Source organism: Buttiauxella sp. A111, from assembly GCF_014189855.1.
Taxonomy (GTDB): Bacteria; Pseudomonadota; Gammaproteobacteria; order Enterobacterales; family Enterobacteriaceae; genus Buttiauxella; species Buttiauxella selenatireducens.
Map to the genome: position 1 here is coordinate 534,384 of NZ_BJFN01000002.1, position 20,702 is coordinate 555,085.

16 protein-coding genes are annotated in these 20,702 nt (G+C 51.7%); 7 read left to right on the forward strand and 9 right to left on the reverse strand.

Annotated elements, in window-relative coordinates; all coding sequences use genetic code 11:
• Positions 1 to 379: 379 nt before the first annotated feature.
• A complete protein-coding gene (gene ygjG, locus BSPA111_RS08520; protein WP_183270729.1) occupies positions 380 to 1,771 on the forward strand; it encodes a putrescine aminotransferase in 1,392 nt (463 codons plus the stop codon).
• A gap of 117 nt (positions 1,772 to 1,888) precedes the next feature.
• Positions 1,889 to 2,713, forward strand: a complete 825-nt coding sequence (locus tag BSPA111_RS08525; RefSeq protein WP_183270730.1) for a benzoate transporter — start codon at positions 1,889 to 1,891, stop codon at positions 2,711 to 2,713.
• 32 nt (positions 2,714 to 2,745) lie between these two features.
• Here BSPA111_RS08525 and lsrG read toward each other — a convergent pair whose 3' ends face one another.
• The 6 genes from lsrG to lsrA are packed head-to-tail and all read right to left on the reverse strand — an operon-like array spanning position 2,746 to position 8,474.
• Positions 2,746 to 3,039 carry a (4S)-4-hydroxy-5-phosphonooxypentane-2,3-dione isomerase gene (gene lsrG, locus BSPA111_RS08530; RefSeq protein ID WP_183270731.1) on the reverse strand — a complete coding sequence of 98 codons (294 nt, stop codon included), beginning with the start codon at positions 3,037 to 3,039 and terminating at the stop codon, positions 2,746 to 2,748.
• Entirely contained in the window at positions 3,036 to 3,926 is an 891-nt protein-coding gene (lsrF, locus tag BSPA111_RS08535) for a 3-hydroxy-5-phosphonooxypentane-2,4-dione thiolase (RefSeq protein ID WP_183270732.1), read from the reverse strand. The genes lsrG and lsrF overlap by 4 nt, the downstream gene beginning before the upstream one ends.
• A gap of 10 nt (positions 3,927 to 3,936) precedes the next feature.
• Complete coding sequence (gene lsrB, locus BSPA111_RS08540; protein WP_183270733.1) at positions 3,937 to 4,956, reverse strand: autoinducer 2 ABC transporter substrate-binding protein LsrB; 1,020 nt, start codon at positions 4,954 to 4,956, stop codon at positions 3,937 to 3,939.
• Positions 4,957 to 4,962: 6 nt separating this feature from the next.
• On the reverse strand, positions 4,963 to 5,964 hold the full coding sequence (lsrD, locus tag BSPA111_RS08545; RefSeq protein WP_183270734.1) for an autoinducer 2 ABC transporter permease LsrD: 1,002 nt from the start codon (positions 5,962 to 5,964) through the stop codon (positions 4,963 to 4,965).
• The gene (lsrC, locus tag BSPA111_RS08550) at positions 5,965 to 6,996 is read right to left on the reverse strand and encodes an autoinducer 2 ABC transporter permease LsrC (RefSeq protein ID WP_183270735.1); all 1,032 of its coding nucleotides are present in this window, start codon (positions 6,994 to 6,996) and stop codon (positions 5,965 to 5,967) included.
• Positions 6,993 to 8,474 carry an autoinducer 2 ABC transporter ATP-binding protein LsrA gene (gene lsrA, locus BSPA111_RS08555; RefSeq protein WP_183270880.1) on the reverse strand — a complete coding sequence of 494 codons (1,482 nt, stop codon included), beginning with the start codon at positions 8,472 to 8,474 and terminating at the stop codon, positions 6,993 to 6,995. The genes lsrC and lsrA overlap by 4 nt, the downstream gene beginning before the upstream one ends.
• A gap of 353 nt (positions 8,475 to 8,827) precedes the next feature.
• Here lsrA and lsrR point away from each other — a divergent pair, with 353 nt between their 5' ends.
• Positions 8,828 to 9,799 carry a transcriptional regulator LsrR gene (gene lsrR / locus BSPA111_RS08560; RefSeq protein WP_183270736.1) on the forward strand — a complete coding sequence of 324 codons (972 nt, stop codon included), beginning with the start codon at positions 8,828 to 8,830 and terminating at the stop codon, positions 9,797 to 9,799.
• A 31-nt stretch (positions 9,800 to 9,830) separates the two neighbouring features.
• Complete coding sequence (gene lsrK / locus BSPA111_RS08565; RefSeq protein WP_183270737.1) at positions 9,831 to 11,411, forward strand: autoinducer-2 kinase; 1,581 nt, start codon at positions 9,831 to 9,833, stop codon at positions 11,409 to 11,411.
• 28 nt (positions 11,412 to 11,439) lie between these two features.
• Here lsrK and BSPA111_RS08570 read toward each other — a convergent pair whose 3' ends face one another.
• Positions 11,440 to 12,834 carry a carbohydrate porin gene (locus BSPA111_RS08570; protein WP_183270738.1) on the reverse strand — a complete coding sequence of 465 codons (1,395 nt, stop codon included), beginning with the start codon at positions 12,832 to 12,834 and terminating at the stop codon, positions 11,440 to 11,442.
• Positions 12,835 to 13,289: 455 nt separating this feature from the next.
• On the opposite strand from BSPA111_RS08570, the gene BSPA111_RS08575 reads away from it, so the two are divergent.
• Complete coding sequence (locus tag BSPA111_RS08575; RefSeq protein ID WP_183270739.1) at positions 13,290 to 15,308, forward strand: NADPH-dependent 2,4-dienoyl-CoA reductase; 2,019 nt, start codon at positions 13,290 to 13,292, stop codon at positions 15,306 to 15,308.
• On the opposite strand, the gene rlmG is transcribed toward BSPA111_RS08575, so the two are convergent.
• Positions 15,305 to 16,441 carry a 23S rRNA (guanine(1835)-N(2))-methyltransferase RlmG gene (gene rlmG, locus BSPA111_RS08580; protein ID WP_183270740.1) on the reverse strand — a complete coding sequence of 379 codons (1,137 nt, stop codon included), beginning with the start codon at positions 16,439 to 16,441 and terminating at the stop codon, positions 15,305 to 15,307. The genes BSPA111_RS08575 and rlmG overlap by 4 nt on opposite strands.
• A gap of 207 nt (positions 16,442 to 16,648) precedes the next feature.
• On the opposite strand from rlmG, the gene BSPA111_RS08585 reads away from it, so the two are divergent.
• A complete protein-coding gene (locus BSPA111_RS08585) occupies positions 16,649 to 17,149 on the forward strand; it encodes a M48 family metallopeptidase (RefSeq protein ID WP_183270741.1) in 501 nt (166 codons plus the stop codon).
• A 25-nt stretch (positions 17,150 to 17,174) separates the two neighbouring features.
• Here the strand turns inward: BSPA111_RS08585 and BSPA111_RS08590 are convergent, their stop codons facing one another.
• Entirely contained in the window at positions 17,175 to 18,815 is a 1,641-nt protein-coding gene (locus BSPA111_RS08590; protein ID WP_183270742.1) for a glycerone kinase, read from the reverse strand.
• Between the two features lie 135 nt (positions 18,816 to 18,950).
• On the opposite strand from BSPA111_RS08590, the gene BSPA111_RS08595 reads away from it, so the two are divergent.
• Entirely contained in the window at positions 18,951 to 20,453 is a 1,503-nt protein-coding gene (locus BSPA111_RS08595; protein WP_183270743.1) for a helicase HerA-like C-terminal domain-containing protein, read from the forward strand.
• The last annotated feature ends 249 nt before the right edge of the window (positions 20,454 to 20,702 follow it).

The following is a 20,702-nucleotide window of genomic DNA, read 5'->3' on the forward strand; positions in this document are numbered from 1 at the left end:
CCCAAAATAATTCATGTTTCAGGCAGGCGGCAAGTTTGTGAATCCTCAGGAGCTTACTCAAGTAAGTGACTGGGGTGAGCAAACGCAGCCAACGCACATGCAACTTGAAGTATGACGGGTATAAGATGATGTAATGCCCTGGTGCAACATGCACATTTATAGTGCAAACAGGGTGCAGAAAGAGTGCAAATCGCCCTGTTCAGAGCAGCCTGTCCTCAGCATATAAATCCACAAAATATGTTCAATTGTGAGTAAACATTGCTCAACTCGCGTTCCGCCTAAGCGTTTATCCTGATTTTGTTTAGGGGAAGCGAAGTGGCGTATTCCCTGCAATACTTATTTCGTGTATCGCGTGATACGTCATCCCCAGGAGCACATTTTGAACAGGTTACCTACCAGCGCTTCGGCTCTTGCCTGCACAGCGCACGCTCTCAACATCATCGAAAAGAAGTCACTGAGCCATGAGGAGATGAAAGCGTTAAACCGAGAGGTTATCGATAACTTCCAACAGCATGTTAATCCGGGTTTTCTTGAGTATCGCAAATCAGTGACCGCCGGCGGGGATTACGGAGCCGTAGAGTGGCAAGCGAGCAGTTTAAATACGCTTGTCGACACCCAGGGTAAGGAATATTTAGATTGTCTGGGTGGGTTCGGCATTTTTAACGTGGGGCACCGTAATCCAACAGTGGTATCCGCCGTACAGCATCAGCTCGAAAAACAACCCCTGCACAGTCAGGAGCTGCTCGACCCCTTACGATCGATGCTAGCCAAAACCCTTGCGACCCTCACTCCGGGTAAACTCAAGTACAGCTTCTTTAGCAACAGCGGTACAGAATCAGTTGAAGCGGCGATTAAACTCGCCAAAGCCTATCAATCTCCACGCGGGAAATTTACCTTTATCGCCACCAGTGGCGCGTTTCATGGCAAATCTCTCGGGGCATTGTCTGCAACCGCAAAATCGGCTTTCCGTAAACCGTTTATGCCGTTACTTCCGGGCTTTAGACATGTACCGTTTGGCAATATCGACGCGTTACGCACAATGCTAAGTGAGTGCCGTAAAACGGGTGATGATGTCGCAGCCGTGATCCTTGAACCTATCCAGGGCGAAGGCGGCGTAATTATCCCACCGGTCGGGTATTTAACGGCGGTTCGTCAGCTTTGCGATGAATTTGGCGCACTGCTTATTCTCGATGAAGTGCAAACCGGTATGGGACGTACGGGTAAAATGTTCGCCTGCGAACACGAAAACGTACAGCCTGATATTTTATGCCTCGCCAAAGCACTCGGTGGCGGCGTTATGCCGATTGGCGCAACCGTTGCGACAGAAGAAGTTTTCTCTGTGCTGTTTGATAATCCTTTCCTGCACACCACAACTTTTGGTGGCAACCCGTTAGCCTGTGCGGCAGCACTTGCCACAATCCATGTTCTGCTTGAGCAAAACCTTCCTGCTCAAGCGCAACAGAAAGGACAACTGTTGATGGATGGCTTCCAGGCCCTGAAACGTGAGTTCCCGGATCTGGTGGTTGATGCGCGTGGGCAAGGTTTGTTGATTGCCATCGAGTTCAGCGACAACGAAATTGGCTATAACTTTGCCAGTGAAATGTTCCGCCAGCAGGTGCTGGTCGCCGGGACGCTCAACAATGCGAAAACCATTCGTGTCGAGCCACCGCTGACTATCACGATTGAGCAGTGTGAACATGTGTTGGGCTGTGCGAGGAAGGCGCTTAAATCACTTCAGGTCAGCACAGCGAAAACTGAGCTAGCACTATGATCCAATAACTCCTCGGAATCATAATTCCGGGGAGTATTTAGCCCGCTAATGTTTTTACCCTTCTGAACGTTCTATACTTGCCGTCCTTTTCTATCCTTAAAATCTGGTTGCGCCTTCATGATCTACGACTGCTTCCTCTATTACGATGAAGATATGTTGCTCGACATACGCCTCAACGTACTTAATGACTATGTTGATAAATTTGTCATTGTCGAATCGACGCACTCCTTTACTGGCCAGCCAGTGGAGCTGCATTTCGATATCAACAAATTCGCAAAATTTAAGGACAAAATTATCTACGTCGTCTTTGACGAAAAGCCGGTTGCAGACAGTTGGACCAATGAAGCCAGAACGCGAAATGCCATTATGAACGGCCTGACGGCGGCAAAAGACGATGACATCATTATTGTCTCCGACGTCGATGAAATTATTCGCCCGGAAGCCATCGCCGGTTATAAACCTAATTACCTGTGCACCACGCTTTACCAGAATTTCTACAACTACCAGTTTAATTTGCAGGTCTTTAATACTGATGGTTCGCCGCGTCGTTGCACGCTGCCTAAAATGACCAGTTATAAAAATCTGCGCACTTTCTTTATGGGTGAACCAGAAACCTTACGCAACGTGAAACGTTCGGCCATTCGCAAAAGTTGGTTGAAATGGCGTTGGCTGAAATTAAGAACCCATGTTGTTCAGGATGCTGGTTGGCACTTTTCCTGGATAATGACAGCCGAGCGTATCTCAGAAAAAATGTCTACCATTTCGCATACTGAGTACGATACCCCAGAGCTTAATAATCAAGAGCATATTAAGAATGCGATTGAGAACGGGCTGGATATTTGGGCGCGTGAAAGAAACCTTCAGGTTATCGATCTCCAGAGCGGAGATTTCCCGGAGTATCTGAAACGCAACGCCGATAAATTTGCTGAGTTTATTCGCTAGAAAATATGGCGGGTTCACACCCGCCCTATAAATCACCCCGGCAGCAGCCCCACAAAACTTCTCTTCTTACGCGGCTCAGACATCATCCCATCCAGCCTTTCCACACAGGCCAGATAGTGGGGCGTTTGCTTATGCGCTAACACCGCCTCATCATTCTGATAAGCCTCGTAGATGAAAAATCGCGTGGCAACCTCAGGGTCCTGCAACACATCAAAACGCAGATTACCCGGCTCCTTAATTGAGCCTTCGTGATTGGCGCGGAACACATCCATAAATTCATCGACCCGTTCCGGCTTAATGTTAATTTCCACCAGCGTCACGTTCATGATTTACCTCCATGATGTTTCTCATCCAGCCAGAACTGATACGCCTCGCGGACGGAGACATTCTCATGCACGACCTTTTTCACCGCTTTGAGCATGGCGAGCGGCGCGTCAGACTGGAAGATATTGCGCCCCATATCCACGCCAGATGCCCCCTGGTCGATGGCTCTGAAACACATATCCAACGCCTCTTGCTCCGGTAATTTTTTACCGCCGGCGATAACAATCGGCACCGGACAACTGGCGGTAACTTTCTCGAAACCCTCTTCAACAAAGTAGGTCTTCACAAATTGCGCACCAATTTCGGCAGCGATACGGCTCGCCAGTGAGAAATATCGCGCATCACGCGCCATCTCTTTGCCCACACCCGTGACGGCAAGGGTTGGAATGCCATAGCGCGTGCCTTCGTCCACCAGCTTAATGATGTTATTGATCGACTGATGCTCATATTCGCTACCGATATAAATCTGCGCCGCGACCGCACAGGCATTCAGCCGTAGAGCATCTTCCATCGTCACCGCCACACTCTCACGCGACAGCTCGCTGAGGATGGAATTGCCGCCGGATGCGCGCAACACCACCGGTTTATTGGTGGCTGGCGGCACGACGCTGCGCAAAATTCCACGCGTACACATCAACACATCGGTTTCAGGAAATAGCGGCGCGATGGACAAATCAATGCGCTCAAGGCCGGTTGTCGGCCCCTGGAAATAGCCGTGATCAAACGCCAGCATCACGGTACGCCCGGTATCGGGATTAAAAATCCGCGCCAGCCGCGACTGCATGCCCCAATCCAGCGCCCCGCTCCCCTTCAGGTAAAACGCCTTATTCTCCTGCGGGCGGCCAATGCCGTAATCTTTACCGTCTCTGATATCGTCAAGATCTGCCATTTTTCCTCCCTCAGAAATCGTATTTACCGATGTTGTCTTTGGTGAACACTACGCGTTCCGGCAGCAGCACAATGCCATTGCCTTTCGCTTCATACTGATAGCCCTGCACGCTGTTGGGTTCGACTTTCAGGTTGCCGATTTTCGCCACATCGACGTTATCGCCCACGTTAAGATCGCCCTTTTTCAGCAAGGTATTTGCGACGTTGACCGCAATTTCACCCTGCTGCACGACGTCCCACAGACCAAAGGCTTTCACCGTGCCGCGTTCCACATACGGGCGCATTACGTTTGGCGTACTGAAGCCCACAATGGCGACATCAGTCCGTTTCAGGTTTTCAGCAGCTTGTGCTGCGGCAGGTAACGCATTGGCATCAGGGGCGATGATCGCATCCAGATCCGGATACGCTTTTAAGATCCCCTCAGCGGTTTGCAGTGATTTAGTGGCGTCGTTATAGCCGAACTGCGTCGTGACAATTTCCCACTCAGGATGATCCTTCGCAATTTTCGCCTTCGCCTCTTTTACCCACTGATTTTGATCCGTCACGGTTGGGCTTGAGTAGAAGAACGCGACCTTAGCGGCAGGTTTGGTCACCTGTTTCGCGGCCATATCCACCAGCATGCCGCCTAGCTGCTGTGGCGTTCCCTGGTTGATGTAAATACTGCGGCATTCGGGTTTGGTATCGGAATCCCAGGTCAGCACTTTCACCCCACGCTGCATCGCGCGTTTAAGTGCCGGGCACAGGCCGTCAGGGGAAACCGCCGAGACAATAATCGCGTTGTAACCCTGGTTCACGAAGTTGTTGATAAGCTGCACCTGACCGGAAACGCTCGGCTCGGTTGGCCCGTCGTAGGTCACCGGAATACCAAGGTCTTTGCCCGCCTGCATCGCGCCATTACCGCCACTGGTAAAGAAGCCCACGCCAACCAATTTTGGGATAAAGGCAATTCTGTCAGCGGCTTGCGCACTCACCACACCAAAGGCTAAAGCCAACGCACTGAGCTGTAATACGCGTTTTGTTGTCTGCTTCATAATCAATCAAACTCCCGATAGTTTTTTGTGTCCGCGCAAACGACGCCACGCCGTTTGTAGATATTCGCGGTGCAAACTCACCGAACGACCAATGACCACCACAATCAACAGCGCACCGGACAACGCACTCGATACCTGATTAGGCACGCCAGCCATCTGTAAACCTTGTTGCAAATACCCCACTAATAACGCCGCCAATGCGGTACCCAGAATCGAACCGGAACCGCCATAAATATTCGCCCCGCCCAATACTGCCGCCGTTAATGCAGGCATGAGTAAATCGCGCCCGAGATCTGAACGCGCCGAACCGAAATAAGAAACCAGCACGATTGCCGCAATCGCCGAAGCCAGCCCCACCATGCCATACACGCCATACAACGAACCGTTGACCGGCAATGCCGCATAACGCGCGGCGCGTGGGTTTTGTCCAATCAGAAAAATATGGCGACCAAAGCGTGCGCGATGAGCGAGCAGCCAGAACAGAAACGTGATAACGGCAAACATCAGCAGCGGAATCGGCAGGCCGAAAAGCGTCAGATTGGCAAAATTAGTAAACGCGTCAGGGAAGCCGCCGATGCCTTCATAACCTGTCGCACCCGCCATGCCAGAAAGCAGAAGCGCTGCGCCGCCGAACAGATAAAGTGTGCCGAGCGTGATAACCAGCGGGCTAATGCCGGTGTAGTGAATCAGTGCGGCGTTAAACAAACCGCACAACAGGCCAACGGCAAGCGTGAGGATCACGGCGACAGAAATCGGTATTCCCGCCTGCAACATCACACCCAGCGCAATCGCGCACAGGCCAATCGTGGAACCGAGAGAAATATCAATGCCACCGCTGATAATCACCAGCGTCAACGGCAGTGCCACAATCCCAATACAGATGAAATCACTGGTGCTAAACAGCAGCATGTTGATATCCAGCATGCGTGGATTGATTGCCCCAAACAGCAAAATCTCCACGACCAAAATCAGCAGCAATGCCACTTCCCAGTTAAGTTTCAGCTTCATTTACGCCACATCCTTCTTCTTACGGGGAAATTGCCGCACGTTTTTGGCGCCGGGTAAGGGCGGCACAAAACGGCTGTATTTCTGCGCCCGTTGGTGGCGAGTCAGCGCCTGTCGCAAGCGCCCGTCCAACACCAGCACGCCAAGCAAAACCAAGCCGGCGATAAAGTCATTCCACCAGGCGGGGAGTTTGAACAGCACTAATACGGTGTCGATTTGGGTGAGGAAGAATGCGCCGAGGAATGCGCCAATCACGGTTCCTGTCCCGCCAAGCAATGAAATGCCTCCCAGAACGCAGGCGGCGATGGCTTTCATCTCAAGCCCGCTGCCGGTTTGGTTCGGCACGAAGCCAATTTGAGAAGCGAAGATAATCCCGGCGATGGCCGCCAGCATGCCATTGAAGGTGAAGGCCAAAAGCCGGGTGCGGTTTACCGCAACACCAAGTTGGCGGGCGGCGGCAAGGTTATCGCCCGCTGCGTAGAAATCACGCCCGAAAGCGGTTCGCGCCAGCATCCATGCGGCGATCGCCACTAAAACCAGCACCATAAAACCGAGTGGTGAAATACCCAACGCGATGGGTTCAGACAGTGATTTCAGGCTGGCAGGCAGTCCTTCAATCCATTTACCCCCCGTCCACAACAACATCGCGCCGCGATAAAGCCCAAGCGTGCCAAGCGTGGCGACAATCGCCGGAATGCGTAACCACACCACCAACACACCGTTAAAGAAGCCCGCCACTGCGCCAATCAGCAATGCAAACAGCATCGCCACAGGCAAGCCGTAACCACTGTTCAGCGCAACACCCACCGCGATTGCGCACAAGCCGACCGTTGACCCCACAGAAACGTCGATGTTGCGTGTCAGCATCACCATGGTTGCGCCCACAGCCAGCAGGATTAGGATCTGCGCGCTGGTGAAGATCATGCTCAGGGTTTGCAGGCTGAAGTAGCTATGGTTGAGCGCCACCAGCACGGCAAACAGGGCGACGATCGCCAGTAGCGCGCTCAGTTCACGGTTGCGGAGCAATTTCTTCATGCTTTACCTCCGCCAAATGCCATGCTCATCATGCTTTCGACCGTTATCGAGGGTTTGCGTAATTCACCGTTCATTGCGCCCTGATGCATCACCAGCACACGATCCGCAAGCCCACTGAACTCGTCGAGATCAGATGAGATCATCAGCACCGCGACGTTTTGCGCCGCCACACTTTTGATCAGCTGATAAATATCCGCCCGCGCCGCGACATCAACGCCCCGCGTTGGCTCATCGATGATTAGCAGCAACGGATTGGCTTCCAGGCAACGAGCCAACAAGACTTTTTGCTGATTGCCGCCAGAAAGGGTGCGCACGGTTTGCTCGGCATTATTGAGTTTTATCCCCAGCGCACGGTGATAGCGCTCCACCACCGCAGCTTCCCGTTTGCTTTGCTGCCAGACACTCGGTTCGTTAAGCGCGACGGTATTCCAGCGGATCGGCGCATCAAGAAAAAGACCTGAAACTTGCCGGTCTTCCGGTAAATAGATAAGCCCGCGATCAAGACGTGATTTCGTGCGATCGCCGCTAATTTCCCGGTTTTCCAGATAGATGCGACCGCCACGTACAGGCCGCAGGCCATACAGTGTTTCAGCTAACTCCGTGCGCCCGGATCCGACCAGCCCCGCAAGGCCGACGATCTCTCCTGCGTACAGCTCAAAACTGAGATCGATAAAACCTTCTCCGGTGAGCTCTTCCACGCGCAATACCGGAAAATCTTGCGGCTCGGTGCGCCGATTACCCGGTAGTGCCAGCCACAATTTTTGTGTATCACTCAGCGCATGCTTCCGGTCGACGGGCGTCATCGCATTGATCAACTGTTCATTCAACAGCTGAGAGGTTTCGCCTTGTAGTACCACCGCTCCGTCGCGCATCACCGAGATATGGCTGGCGATCTGGCGGATCTCTGGCAGTTTGTGCGAGATAAAAACAATGCCGACGCCCAGATTTTGCAACGCGCGGATCTGGCGGAACAGACGCTCGGTTTCCCCTGGAGTGAGTGAGGCGGTGGGTTCATCAAGGATCAAGATCTTCGCCTCGCGCATTAGACCGCGCAGGATCTCAACCATTTGCTGATCGGCCACTTCTAACGTGCTGGCGGTTGCGCTGAGCGGTATCTGGCACTCAAGTTGGCGCATTTTCTCTTGCAGCCGTTTCTCAATGTCACGTTGGCGTGGCAGACGGAAAAGTATGTTTTCACGCACCGTGAGATTGGGGAATAACATCGGTTCCTGCGGTACCAGATAAATCCCCAGTTCATGCGCCTGCCCCGGTTTGAGCCGCCCAAATGCTTTACCGTGGACCTTCAGTTCACCGCTATCCGCCGTTTCGACACCGGCGAAAATCTTCATCAGTGTCGACTTCCCAGCACCATTTCCCCCCAGCAATGCGTGGACTTGCCCTGCATACAGAGCAAAATCAATACCTTTCAGAACGCTTACGCCTGAGAATTGTTTGCTGATGTGGTGAGCTTCCAGCATTGCGGTGGTGTTGGGCATCTTCACTCCACAATTGAACAAAAGAGAATTTGAATTAATAATGTTCAAAAGCGTAGACGCCGGATGATTTTTACAACAGGGCAGAGATCACAATATTTTTAAATACCCTTCACACTTCAAGCTGCATGTGCGTTGGCTGCGTTCGTTCACCCCAGTCACTTACTTGAGTAAGCTCCAGGGGATTCACAAACTTGCCGCCTTCCTGCAACTTGAATTATTTTGGGTATAGATCAGATAAACCATTTGCATCTGAAAATGATCCTTTTGCCATGTGCCTCACACTTTCCGACCTACATTCCCGAACATATGATCTAAATTTCAATAAGAGTTCATCTATGAGCGATAAACGAGCAGCAGAAGAAGGCAAGTTAGCCGCCTTGCCGATGGCAGAAGAAGAGTTGTTGGCGCGTGTGGCCTGGTCTTATTACCACGACGGGTTAACCCAGAATGACATTGGTGAGCGACTCGGTTTACCGCGTTTAAAGATTTCGCGCCTGCTGGAAAAGGGCCGTCAGTCGGGGGTCATTCGCGTACAGATTAACTCCCGGTTTGAAGGATGCCTGGCGCTGGAAACTCAGTTGCAACAACGGTTTGGCCTGAAAATCGCCCGTGTGCTTCCAGCACACAACACGCCGACGATGAACACCCGTTTAGGCATTGGCGCGGCTCAGTCGTTGATGGGCATTCTGGAACCGGGGCAATTACTGGCCGTGGGTTTTGGTGAAGCGACCATGAACTGCCTGCAACATTTGAGTGGGTTTATCAGCTCACAGCAGATCCGTCTGGTGACGCTTTCTGGCGGTGTCGGGCCCTATATGACAGGCATCGGCCAATTAGATGCCGCGTGTAGTGTCAGCATGATCCCCGCCCCTTTACGGGTTTCATCACCGCAGGTGGCAGAGATTTTGCGCATGGAATCTAGCGTGCGTGATGTGATTCTTGCTGCAACCGCCGCTGATGTCGCGGTGGTGGGTATTGGTGCAATTAATCAAAAGCGCGATGCCACCATTTTGCGTTCCGGTTATATCAGCGAAGGCGAACAACTGATGTACGCCCGCAAAGGTGCGGTGGGCGATATTCTGGGCTATTTCCTGCAAGCGGATGGCGAACTGGTGGAGGGATTGGAAATTCACCGCGAATTACTTGGCGTGACGCTCGATGACCTGGCGCACCTCCCCACTATTCTGAGTGTTGCGGGTGGGACAGATAAAGCGGACGCAATTTATGCCGCACTGCAAGGTCAGCGAATCAATGGCCTGGTGACGGAAGAAGAGACTGCGCGGGCGGTGTTAGCACTGGCTGATTAACCCCGCGCCATAAGCTGCGGGGATCGTTTTCATGAGTTATTTACTTGCACTGGACGCCGGAACGGGCAGCATCCGCGCCGTGATCTTCGATACGTCAGGCCACCAGATTGCCGTCGGTCAGGCCGAATGGAAACACTTGAGTGTGGCCGACGTCCCCGGCTCCATGGAGTTTGATCTCATCACCAACTGGCAGCTTGCCTGCCAGTGCATCCGCGAAGCACTGCAAAAAGCGCATCTTCCCCCTGGCGCTATCAGCGCAGTTTCCTGCTGTTCGATGCGTGAAGGGATCGTGCTTTACGACCGGAATGGCACACCAATCTGGGCGTGTGCCAACGTTGACGCCCGTGCCAGCCGTGAAGTAGCCGAACTCAAAGAGATCCACGATAACCAGTTTGAATCTGAGGTTTACCATGTTTCCGGCCAGACACTTGCATTAAGCGCTATGCCGCGTCTGCTGTGGCTTGCGCATCATCGTCCCGATATTTATCGCCAGGCGGCTACCGTCACGATGATTAGCGACTGGCTGGCGGCCAAACTCAGTGGTGAACTGGCGGTCGATCCTTCCAATGCCGGAACCACTGGCATGCTTGATCTATCGACCCGCGACTGGCAGCCCGCGCTATTAGATATGGCGGGCTTGCGGGCGGATATTCTCTCTCCGGTAAAAGAAACGGGCACCGTGCTCGGCCTCGTCACCCAGGAAGCCTCGCAACAAAGCGGTTTGCTTGCTGGAACACCGGTAGTAATGGGAGGTGGCGATGTGCAGCTCGGCTGCGTCGGGTTGGGTGTGGTTCGGGCAGGGCAAGCGGCGGTATTGGGCGGCACCTTCTGGCAACAGGTCGTGAATCTACCCGCAATCAAAACCGATCCAGACATGAACATCCGCGTGAATCCACACGTTATCGGCAATATGGTGCAGGCAGAATCCATCAGTTTTTTCACCGGTCTGACGATGCGCTGGTTCCGTGATGCATTTTGCGCTGAAGAAAAGCTGATGGCCGAAAGGCTTGGTGTGGATACTTACGCGTTACTCGAGGATATGGCTGCGCGGGTTCCGGCGGGCTCTCACGGCGTGATGCCAATCTTCTCGGACGCCATGCATTTCAAGCAGTGGTATCACGCGGCACCGTCGTTTATTAACCTCTCCATCGACCCAGAAATTTGCAACAAAGCGACGCTGTTTCGAGCGCTTGAAGAAAACGCGGCGATTGTGTCGGCCTGCAATCTTGAACAAATCTCCGGATTTTCAGGTATTCAATTTGAGTCGTTGGTATTTGCCGGTGGCGGCTCAAAAGGCGCGTTGTGGAGCCAGATTTTAAGTGACGTGACAGGCTTACCGGTGCGAGTCCCCGTCGTCAAAGAAGCGACAGCGCTCGGTTGCGCGATTGCTGCGGGCGTCGGGGCGGGGTTGTTTAATAATCTGGCGGATGCGGGCGAGCGACTGGTGCAATGGCAGCGAGAATTTACGCCAAACCTGGCGCATCGCGAGCTGTACGACGAGATGAAGCGCAAGTGGATGAAGGTCTATGCCGATCAACTGACGCTGGTTGATAGTGGTTTGACGACGTCAATGTGGCAGGCACCTGGGTTGGTAGTGCGCCCTCACCCTTAAGGTTTGGCGAGGGCGTTTAAGGCTTAAATCAGAAGTAGTATTTAAATCTTACGCGCCCGCCGTAACGGGTGTTGTCGCTGCCTTCGCTGGAATCGTTATCCGCGTTGACCCACGACACGTAAGTACCGAGATAGATATTAAAGTTCTTCATGCCCATGACGTTCGGGAACAGATAGGAAGAGTGGATAGTGTGGATATCGTAAGTACCCGCATTGGTTATCCAGCAGTCGCTATCACAGTTTTGTACGGCACTCGTCACATCAAACTTATCAATGTCGTTGTGGGCGTAGATATAACCGAGTTCGAAATTCTTCCACAGGGCGTTTACGCCTGCGGTAAAGTCGGTTTCATCGGCAGCATCCAGATACGCGGTATTAAGGTTGGCGACGATGCCATTATCCGGATCGCTTTTCTGACCATTCCACGTCATGGTCAAGCCGTAGCCAGTACGGCTTGATTGATCTACCGTTTGGCCATTTGCATCTACATAACCGTAAGCGTTGTCTACGACCTGCGCTTCCATTGCAGCGGCGACTGAGAAACGTTCTTTTGACCACGCGATAACGGGACGCAGGTAAGCGACGTTTTTGTCGTTAACCAATTCATTGCCGTGATATGACTTGTCCTGATACAACGAAGTACCGTTTTCCAGCAGGGTGTTGAGCTCAAAGTACCAGTTGTCGATATTTTTGCTCAGCATGAAATTGCCGCCCGTATCGCTTCGCCCGCGCCCTTCTTTCATCATGTAGATGTAGCCGTAACCATCGCCGTAGAGATCGTTGGCGGTGTTACCGGAATACTCAACAAAAGTATCCTGATTAAGGGGGAACATATCGTAGGCTTCGAAGCGGCCCACTTTCACCTTCCAGTCGTTCTCATGACCAAAGAAGAAAGCCGCATCATCAAGATTCATATGGCCGGTTAAATCGGCTAGTGGTTGTACGGTGAATCCGGCGAAATTGCCATTTTGCATCCGGCGATATCCATCAAAACCTAACAGAATACGACCATTAATATCCCAACGCTCATTATTCCCATCAGCCCAATTTGTATTGGCACTGCGACGCATAGACGTCAGGCCATTACTGCGACTGGCGGCATCCATGTTAAATTCCACATCACCATATATTTTTAAATCGCCATAGCCGGTTAATGTTAATTTTGGCGACTTATTATCGGTTGCACTATTAACGGATTGCTCACTGACGACCGCAACCGGTGCGGTGGCCTGTGGTGGTATCGGTTTAGATTTAAGCTGTTGAATTTCCGCTTCTGCATTAGAAGCCCGCTGTTCTGCGGCTTGTAAGCGCTGTTCTAATTGATTCAGACGTTGTTCAAGTGCGCTTTGCTGGCTTGATGCTATTGCTCCTGTTGATAACATTGCGCCCACAAAAAGTGCCAGTGTTTTTATTTTTACATACATACTATGTCCTTATAATATTCATTATTAAATAGCCCATACCAATGTATTAAGCAAACACATCAGCAATGGCGTTCAAGCCAGAGTTATTTATAAGAGGTACTCAATAAGAACATAACAATTTTAACTTACTGACACGCAGGCAAATAGCAAATGTATTATCCGCATCACATTCATATTTGTAAAAATAGAAAATACGAACCATATATATTTATATAAAATATATATCCGTGCCGACATATAATATCACCAAGCATTTTTCGGAAATTTATGAATTAAAAAACGTAAATTCATAATTCATCACAACCACCGTTAATGTTGGAGGTGTGACCAAGAAAACGGAAGAACTTTGAATCCCGTCACAATCATTTGATCCCTTTTTTCCCTTAAGCGCCGTAGCCCGCTAAATTACTAACTCATCCGACCACATAATAATAATGAACCTGTAGGAAGAATGTATGAGCTATCCATCGCTGTTTGCCCCGCTAGATCTCGGTTTCACCACACTTAAAAACCGTGTGCTGATGGGTTCGATGCATACCGGACTTGAGGAACACCCGAAGGGTGCCGATCGTTTAGCGGCGTTTTATGCTGAGCGCGCACGCCACGGCGTTGCGCTGATTGTCACTGGCGGTGTAGCGCCTTCGCCTTCAGGTGTTGGCGTGGAAAGCGGCGCGGTACTCAACGATGCAAGGCAGCTTGCCCATCATCAGATTGTCACCGATGCTGTGCACCGCGAAGGTGGGAAAATTGCCCTGCAAATCCTGCATACCGGGCGTTATAGCTACCAGCCAAACCCTGTTGCTCCCTCAGCAATCCAGGCACCGATCAACCGTTTTAAACCCCATGCCCTGAGCCATGAAGAAATCCTGACCTTGATTGAAGATTTCGCCCAATGCGCAAACCTTGCACAGCTTGCCGGGTACGATGGCGTCGAAATTATGGGTTCCGAAGGCTATTTGATTAACCAGTTTTTGGCAGCAAGAACGAACCAGCGCGATGACGAATGGGGCGGCGATTACGCAAGACGCATGCGTTTTGCGATAGAAGTCGTGCGGGCGGTACGTGAAAAAGTGGGGACGAATTTTATTATCATCTATCGCCTGTCGATGCTGGATTTAGTCGATGGTGGTGGCACGCTTGATGAAGCTATACAGCTTGCTAAAGCGATAGAAAAAGCAGGTGCCACATTAATTAACACCGGCATTGGCTGGCATGAGGCGAGAATTCCAACCATCGCCACGCCGGTTCCACGTGGGGCGTTTAGCTGGGTTACACGCAAACTCAAAGGCTCGGTGACTATCCCACTGGTGACCACCAACCGAATTAACGATCCGCAAACCGCTGAGAACATTGTCGCGAATGGCGATGCCGATATGGTGTCAATGGCGCGGCCCTTCCTCGCCGACGCGGAGTTTGTATCCAAAGCCCAACAAGGACGCGAAGATGAAATCAACACCTGCATCGGCTGCAATCAAGCGTGTCTGGATCAGATTTTCCTCGGCAAAGTGACCTCGTGCCTGGTCAATCCACGTGCCTGTCATGAGACTAAAATGCCGATTGTCCCGGCGATGGTGCATAAAAATCTGGCGGTTATCGGGGCGGGTCCTGCGGGCCTGGCCTTTGCCATTAATGCCGCAGCGCGTGGCCACAACGTGACATTATTTGATGCAGCCTCAGAAATCGGCGGCCAATTCAATATTGCCAAGCAGATCCCTGGCAAAGAGGAGTTTTACGAAACGCTGCGCTATTACCGCCGCATGCTGGATTTGACCGGGGTGGACGTTCGTTTGAATCAATACGTCACCGCCTCCATGCTCGAAGCGTTTGACGAGATTATTCTCGCCTGCGGCATCGAACCACGCTTGCCGCTTATTGAGGGCATCGCACACCCTAACGTCTTGAGTTATATCGATGTGTTGCGTGAGAAAGCGCCAGTAGGCAACCGTGTAGCGATTATTGGGGCTGGCGGTATTGGCTTTGATACCGCGATGTATTTAAGCCAGGAAGGGGAATCCACCAGCCAGAATATCGCTGAGTTTTGTGTGGAATGGGGTATCGACACCAGCCTGCAACACGCGGGTGGCCTGCGCCCTGAAGGTGCTCAGTTGCATAAAAGCCCGCGCCAGATTGTGATGCTGCAGCGCAAAACCAGTAAACCTGGTGAAGGGCTTGGCAAAACGACGGGGTGGATACATCGCACGACGCTTTTGGCGCGTGGTGTAAAAATGCTGGCAGGGGTAACTTACGAACGCATTGACGATGAAGGGCTACACATCACGGTAGGTGGAGAGCCGCAAACGCTAAACGTGGATAACGTGATTATTTGTGCCGGACAAGATTCGCGCCGTGAACTGGTTGAGCCATTACAAGAACTGGGGAAAACCGTGCATTTGATTGGCGGTGCGGATGTGGCAATGGAACTGGATGCCCGACGTGCAATCGCACAGGGCACCCAGTTAGCACTGGAAATTTAGCGGTGACGACCGAGTTTTACCGCTTTTAAAACGACGAACTTTTTGTTGGTCGCAACGGTATCGCAGTTACCGAAGATCTTCTTCAGTTTGTGATAGTAGTCCAGATGGCGGTTAGCAACGATGTAAAGCTCACCGCCATTTTGCAGGCAACGACGCGCATGGTGGAACATTTCCCACGCCACCTGGTCAGTCAGCGAATGCTGCTGATGGAACGGCGGGTTGCACAGGATAGTGTTAAAGCGATATGGCTCAACGCCCGACAGCGCGTTGTTAATCATAAACTCACAGCGCTCCAGATTTTCCGGCATGTTGAATTCAACGTTCTTGTGGCTCGACGCCACCGCCATCGGTGATTCATCAACAAAAACAACCTTCGCTTCTGGGTTTTGCTCAAGCAAATGCAGGCCAATCACACCGTTACCACAACCTAAATCGACGATCTCGCCTTCCAGGTTTGTCGGTAAATGCTCAATGAAGAAGCGTGCGCCGATATCCAGACCGGTACGAGAAAAGACGTTCGCGTGGTTGTGAATCGTCCACGGCGTGCCTTCCAGTTTCCAGCTCAGGGTTTCTGCGGACTCTTTCAGTACTGGTGCATTGAAAGTACAGTTGATCAGACGAGCCTTTTTCCAGGCCAGAGTGGTCGTGGTCGGTCCAAGGATCTTTTCAAACAACTCGATGGTTGAGTTGTGAATATCACGCGTTTTCGCACCCGCTATAATGCGAGTTTCCGGTGTGACCACGGCGTGCAGTGCGCGCAACTGTTGTTCCAGCAAGGCCAGCGTTTTAGGGATCTTAATCAGAACGACTGCGGGTGCTTCCGGATATGTTGCGGTGCTATCAAGGAACGTGACGCTGGACTCAGCGATGTTGTTCTCACGTAAATTCTCACGGATAGCCAGTTCGCTCAGATACGAGTCGCTGATGCTATACGGCTTGTGTTCAGCCAGCACGCAAGAAAGCGCCCCGAAGTTATCGTTGAAAATCAGGACCGGGCCACTGATTTCGATTTCGTCCAGTTGCTGCAGTAAGTAGTCATCCGCAGCTTCCCACGCCTGTAGTGGGTTAACGTCATCCGTTTCTGGAAAACGTTTTAGTGTCAGTGAACGGAAACCGTTGTCTAATTGGCTCATCGGCCCTCCTGGATGGTAAAATTTCGGCGTAATCCCCGAATGGGGGCGTGAGTATACCCTTTTTTTTCCTCAAACTGCTCTATAGCTTTCGAAAGACAGCAAGATGCAAGAGAGTGAATCCCCAGGAGCTTACTCTAGTAAGTGACTGGGGTGAGTGAGCGCAGCTACCGCCGCTGCCTTTTGAAAGATGACGAGCAAGAGAGACGAATGAGCAAATTAACTTATCTACAGGGCTACCCGGAGCATTTGCTATCCCAGGTTCGGACTCTGATTGCTGAACAACGTCTGGGGGAAGTGCTGCAAAAACGGTATCCAGATACGCATAGCATCACCACGGATAAAGCGCTGTATGCCTGGACGCAGGACCTTAAAAACCAGTACCTACGCAATGCGCCACCGATCAACAAAGTGGCTTACGACAGCAAAATTCATGTGCTGAATAATGCGTTGGGTTTACACACGGCGGTGTCCCGCGTTCAGGGAAACAAGTTAAAAGCCAAAGCTGAGATTCGTGTGGCAACCGTATTTAAAAATGCGCCAGAAGCCTTTTTGCGCATGATCGTGGTTCACGAACTTGCGCACCTGAAAGAAAAAGATCACAACAAAGCGTTTTACTCGTTGTGCTGCCATATGGAACCGCAATATCACCAACTGGAGTTTGATACGCGGCTGTGGTTGACGCAGATGGCCTTGAACGGGCAAGCATAGTAAACCGGGGAATCCCCCGGAGACGTTATTTTTCCAGCCCTGCAAAGACCGCAGCGATTGCCACAGCGCCTGGGTCTTTCACGCCTTTCAGGTTCTCGCTATTCACATATGACGAGCGCCCGGCATTGGCTTTTTGCATTTGCGCGGTGGCATCTGCTCCCTGTTGCGCGGCTTTCACCGCAGCGCTCAGGTCGATATTTTTTAATGCTTCTAGCGCAGGCTGCAATGCGTCAATTAGCGTGCGATCGCCAGGAGCGGCCCCACCGTAGCGTTTCATTTGTTCCAGACCAAATAACAGCGCATTCGCAAGCGGCTGCTTTTTAGCCACTTTTTGCCCGCTGGCGGTAAAGAAAATAGACATCAGCACGCCGCTTGAACCGCCCATCACCGTCGCCAGGCGTTCCCCGATTAACTCTAACAACGCGGCACTATCATTGAGTGGCAGTTTGCCATCCTCATTGAGCTGCGCGATATCCCTGGCGCCTTGAGCAAACGTGGAGCCGGTATCACCATCCCCCACTTTCGCATCCAGCGAATTCAAAGCTTTTTCTTTCTCGATAAGCGTATGCGTGATGTTTGCAACCAGCGCTTTGACGTCCGGGTTTTCCGACGGTTTCGCCGATGATTCTGTACGTACCACACTGTGTTTTTGCAACGGCATCGCGTGGAGTTTCACCATCGGACACCAGCCTGCCGTTTCCACATCTGCATGCAACGCTTTGATAAAAGTCTCATTGAGCACAATGGCTGAAAGTGAAAACCCTTTCATATCCAGCGCGGTAACCAGCGGTGCCGGGCCAATCAAATAGTCGATTTGATCCTTTAATTCTGAATGCACGAGCTCTTTGGTGAGCAGAGCCATTTCCAGAGGCGAAACGCCACCAAGATTGTTAATCAGCACCGCGAGCCTTGCGTCAGTGCCGGTCTTTTTACGCAAATGTTTCACAAGCGTAGCAATCGTCTTCTGGCTGTTTTGGCTATCCAGCGTGCTGGCTCCGGGTTCGCCGTGAATCCCCAGCCCTAACTCGATATGTCCGCCTTTAATACGCCCTTCTTCCTCATCTTGATCCGGCAGATTGCAGGTTTGCATGGCGACCCCCATGCTGGCAATGCTGTCACAGGCACTTTGCGCGATGTCTCGAACATCACTCAAAGACTTCCCCTGCTCTGCGGCAAAGCCCGCAATTTTGTGTACCAGTACTGTTCCGGCAATCCCGCGGGGCTGTTTGTTATCGGGCAGAGAAATATCGTCACCCACAATAACCATCTCGACTTTCAGGCCATGTTTTTTGGCCTTCTCCGCTGCCAGTCCGAAATTCAGACGATCGCCCGTGTAGTTCTTGACGATAAGCAAGCAGCCTCTGTCACCCGTGACCGCCACAATCGCGTTTAATACTGCGTCCACGCTTGGCGAAGCAAACAGGTCGCCGCAGACAGCTGCGGTTAACATCCCTTTGCCGACAAAGCCTGCGTGAGCCGGTTCATGACCCGAACCACCGCCTGAAATAATCGCAACTTTGCTTTTGTTCCAGTCCTTGCGAACCACCACGCGAATAGCGGGATCGGTATCTAAACGGGTCAAATTGCGAAAACGAGAGCTGATGATGACGCCTTCGATGGCGTCGTTGACCATTTGATTACGGTCATTAAAGAAGAATCTGGACATAGTTTCCCAACAATAAGTAATACATATGCAAAGCATAGCCTTTGCTGCGAGGACTGCCGCAAACCAGGATTTTGGCTGATGACGTTCTGTAGGCAATTGCTATGCTTATGGAAATGTCGCCACAGGGAAATCATCATGACTGCACCGCTCCTGGTTGCCAGAACCACTGAACAAGAACTGCATTTGCTGCCCAGTATGGCAAACCGCCATGGGCTGATAACCGGTGCGACCGGCACAGGCAAAACGGTGACGCTGCAAAAACTGGCTGAGTCGTTTTCAGAGATTGGCGTACCGGTGTTTATGGCGGATGTAAAAGGTGACCTCACCGGCATTGCGCAAGAAGGTGTTGAGTCTGAAAAGCTGCTCTCACGACTGGCAAAAATTGGCGTGACGGACTGGTCACCGCACAATAATCCGGTGGTGTTGTGGGACATTTTTGGTGAAAAAGGTCACCCGGTTCGCGCAACGGTATCTGACCTTGGCCCATTGCTGCTTTCTCGGCTGCTAAACCTTAATGAAGTGCAAGCCGGTGTGCTGCAAATCATTTTCCGCATTGCAGATGACCAGGGGTTATTGCTGCTCGATTTTAAAGATTTGCGCGCCGCGACGCAGTACATCGGTGATAACGCCAAATCGTTCCAGAACCAGTACGGCAATATCAGCAGCGCTTCGATTGGCGCGATTCAACGCGGGCTGTTGCAGCTTGAGCAACAAGGTGCCGAATATTTCTTTGGCGAACCGATGCTGGATATCAAAGACTGGATGCGTACCGACGCTAACGGTAAAGGCGTTATCAATATTCTGTCAGCCGAAAAGCTTTATCAGATGCCGAAGCTGTATGCCGCCAGTTTGCTGTGGATGCTTTCAGAAATCTATGAACAGTTGCCAGAAGCCGGCGATCTGGAAAAGCCCAAATTAGTGTTCTTTTTTGATGAAGCGCATCTGCTGTTTAACGATGCACCGCAAGTTCTGCTGGATAAAATCGAGCAGGTTATTCGCCTGATTCGCTCCAAAGGGGTTGGGGTGTATTTCGTTTCCCAAAACCCGTCGGACATTCCTGACACTATTCTCGGGCAGTTAGGTAATCGTATCCAACATGCGTTACGTGCCTTTACGCCAAAAGACCAGAAAGCGGTGAAAACCGCAGCGCAAACCATGCGGGCAAACCCTAAATTCGACACCGAGAAAGCGATTCAGGAGTTGGGAACCGGCGAAGCGCTCATCTCATTACTGGATGAAAAAGGCAGCCCGACAGTAGTTGAGCGCGCCATGGTGATAGCACCCTGTTCACGTATGGGGCCCGTCACTGACGACGAGCGTAACGGGTTGCTCAATCACTCTGCGCTGTACGGTAAATACGATGAAACGGTCGATCGTGAATCCGCCTATGAGCGCTTACAGCAAGGTGTTCAGGCAGCGGGCGAACAGCAAAATGCACCGCCTGCGAAAGGCGATTCGGTTGCGGTTGATGGCGGTATTCTTGGCGGGCTGAAAGACATTCTGTTTGGTACGACTGGGCCGCGAGGCGGTAAGAAAGATGGTGTAGTACAAACAATGGCGAAGAGTGCTGCACGCCAAGTGACGAATCAAATTATTAGAGGGGTTTTGGGGAGTATTATGGGTGGGCGTAAGCGCTAACTTTTACTCCGCGCCCTCTTTTTAGAGAGGGCCGGGTAAGTAATTCTGACAATACCCAAAATAATTCGAGTTGTGGCAAGGCGGCAAGAGAGCAACAAATCTGTCGGGAACAGATTTGAACAGCGCTTGCGCTGGCCCGAAGGGTGAGCCTCATGGACGAGGCTCATCAATCCCCAGGAGCTTACACAAGTAAGCGACTGGGGTTTGTGAGTGCAGCCAACACAGCCACAGCTCGAAGTATGAAGGGTA

What these genes read in the sequence shown, in the direction of transcription:
- BSPA111_RS08525 (WP_183270730.1), top strand. Translation starts at nt 1,889, where the DNA reads ATGATCTACGACTGCTTCCTCTATTACGATGAAGATATGTTGCTCGAC.
- lsrG (WP_183270731.1), bottom strand. Translation starts at nt 3,039, where the DNA reads ATGAACGTGACGCTGGTGGAAATTAACATTAAGCCGGAACGGGTCGAT.
- lsrF (WP_183270732.1), bottom strand. Translation starts at nt 3,926, where the DNA reads ATGGCAGATCTTGACGATATCAGAGACGGTAAAGATTACGGCATTGGC.
- lsrB (WP_183270733.1), bottom strand. Translation starts at nt 4,956, where the DNA reads ATGAAGCAGACAACAAAACGCGTATTACAGCTCAGTGCGTTGGCTTTA.
- lsrD (WP_183270734.1), bottom strand. Translation starts at nt 5,964, where the DNA reads ATGAAGCTGAAACTTAACTGGGAAGTGGCATTGCTGCTGATTTTGGTC.
- lsrC (WP_183270735.1), bottom strand. Translation starts at nt 6,996, where the DNA reads ATGAAGAAATTGCTCCGCAACCGTGAACTGAGCGCGCTACTGGCGATC.
- lsrA (WP_183270880.1), bottom strand. Translation starts at nt 8,474, where the DNA reads ATGCTGGAAGCTCACCACATCAGCAAACAATTCTCAGGCGTAAGCGTT.
- lsrR (WP_183270736.1), top strand. Translation starts at nt 8,828, where the DNA reads ATGAGCGATAAACGAGCAGCAGAAGAAGGCAAGTTAGCCGCCTTGCCG.
- lsrK (WP_183270737.1), top strand. Translation starts at nt 9,831, where the DNA reads ATGAGTTATTTACTTGCACTGGACGCCGGAACGGGCAGCATCCGCGCC.
- BSPA111_RS08570 (WP_183270738.1), bottom strand. Translation starts at nt 12,834, where the DNA reads ATGTATGTAAAAATAAAAACACTGGCACTTTTTGTGGGCGCAATGTTA.
- BSPA111_RS08575 (WP_183270739.1), top strand. Translation starts at nt 13,290, where the DNA reads ATGAGCTATCCATCGCTGTTTGCCCCGCTAGATCTCGGTTTCACCACA.
- rlmG (WP_183270740.1), bottom strand. Translation starts at nt 16,441, where the DNA reads ATGAGCCAATTAGACAACGGTTTCCGTTCACTGACACTAAAACGTTTT.
- BSPA111_RS08585 (WP_183270741.1), top strand. Translation starts at nt 16,649, where the DNA reads ATGAGCAAATTAACTTATCTACAGGGCTACCCGGAGCATTTGCTATCC.
- BSPA111_RS08590 (WP_183270742.1), bottom strand. Translation starts at nt 18,815, where the DNA reads ATGTCCAGATTCTTCTTTAATGACCGTAATCAAATGGTCAACGACGCC.
- BSPA111_RS08595 (WP_183270743.1), top strand. Translation starts at nt 18,951, where the DNA reads ATGACTGCACCGCTCCTGGTTGCCAGAACCACTGAACAAGAACTGCAT.